The 1,251-nt window shown below is 44.5% G+C and carries 1 protein-coding gene; it reads right to left on the bottom strand.

The genetic code is table 11. From position 1 onward, the window contains the following. Positions 1–44: 44 nt before the first annotated feature. Positions 45–1,010: a hypothetical protein gene (locus tag L977_RS18920; protein WP_231563636.1), complete on the bottom strand. Its 966-nt coding sequence runs from the start codon at positions 1,008–1,010 to the stop codon at positions 45–47. Positions 1,011–1,251: the final 241 nt, after the last annotated feature.

Genomic DNA, 1,251 nt, shown 5'->3' with positions numbered 1-1,251 from the left:
ATAAGCCAGTCACACCGTCGAAAGAGCGCCCCCGGGGCGCTTTTTTATTTTTTCTCTTTTTTAACAATATCTTTTCTATCCTGAACCTCTACCAGGGAATAAAAAGGCGCGACGTTTTTACAGGTCAGACGCCAGATCCCGTAATCCCGCTTTTTTGGCGTAAACACGCGATAATTACCTTCACTTACCATCATAAAGCGCGCATTGGGATAGTCGTTGAGAATTCGATATTCATTGTTACAGTAAAACGTATCCCGAGTGTCGTAATCGATTGTCACATTGAGGACGTATTCAAGCACCCGGCTGGTATTGACGTTATAGGCAATAAAGAAGATATAGCCAGCGCAGAAAAGGGGGGCAGAAATCGCCATGACGTTAAACTGGACCGATGAATTCTGCAACAAGGGAAGCGCCATCGTGAATAGCAGAAATACCATGGAAAAGAATAAGGTGCAGAAGATTAAAAAGAACCCAAACGACGTAATTTTATTGAAAGTCGCCTCGTAGGTGACATCCGTGACGTCCATAAAGACCTTTCGCGCCAGTATGTAGCAGATGAAGGAAATTAACAGCCATACACCACGTGTAAGGGTGAAAGCCTTTTTCGCAATTTTCTTTCTGTCATCATCCACGGCGTCCAGATAGAGGGTGATGGAATAGTAGATACATCCCACCGTCCCGATCGCGAGCGTGACGGGTAGCTCCAGGCCATTTCCGGCGAAATATTTAAATGCCACGCACGATGTTAAAAACAGCAGAGAAGACATCAGCGTCGAGCCCGCTATTTTTTTGTATTCACCCCATTCCATTTGGGACAGCTGCAACAGCGTGAGGGGTTTTATGCGTGAGGAAATGATGATAGCGCAGGCTATCAGCATGGCCATCCAGACGAAGACGGGCATCGCTTTACTGTTAAAGGGCGTTATGACAAAAATGGCGCCCGCATAAGCGATAAAATGGACGGCAGTACTATGTCTGATGAGGAATGAGGGTTGTTTTCTGCTTTGCATCGGCGTTTTTCTCCCTGAAAAAGGCTGACGTTCAGGACATCAGGAAACAGATATCAGCGCAATGCATAACGTTTTTTTGAGTTCAGTAATTTTGAATGATAATAGCAAATCCTTCCGCTTTTAGTTGTTCGCGATGAGGTCTAGTATTTATCTCATCAAGGCACAGTGCCTTATCTGAACAACTTAATGAAAGGGTTTATATCATGAAAAGCATCAAAACTTTTGTCGCTGTAATCGCTCT

The organism is Enterobacter sp. ZOR0014 (assembly GCF_000798855.1).
In the GTDB taxonomy this organism is placed as follows: Bacteria; Pseudomonadota; Gammaproteobacteria; order Enterobacterales; family Enterobacteriaceae; genus Enterobacter; species Enterobacter kobei.
The sequence above is the reverse complement of the archived record's forward strand: the minus strand, read 5'-3'. Positions and strand labels throughout refer to the sequence as shown.

Coding starts and splice junctions, on each gene's coding strand:
- L977_RS18920 (WP_231563636.1), bottom strand. CDS start 1,010: ATGCAAAGCAGAAAACAACCCTCATTCCTCATCAGACATAGTACTGCC.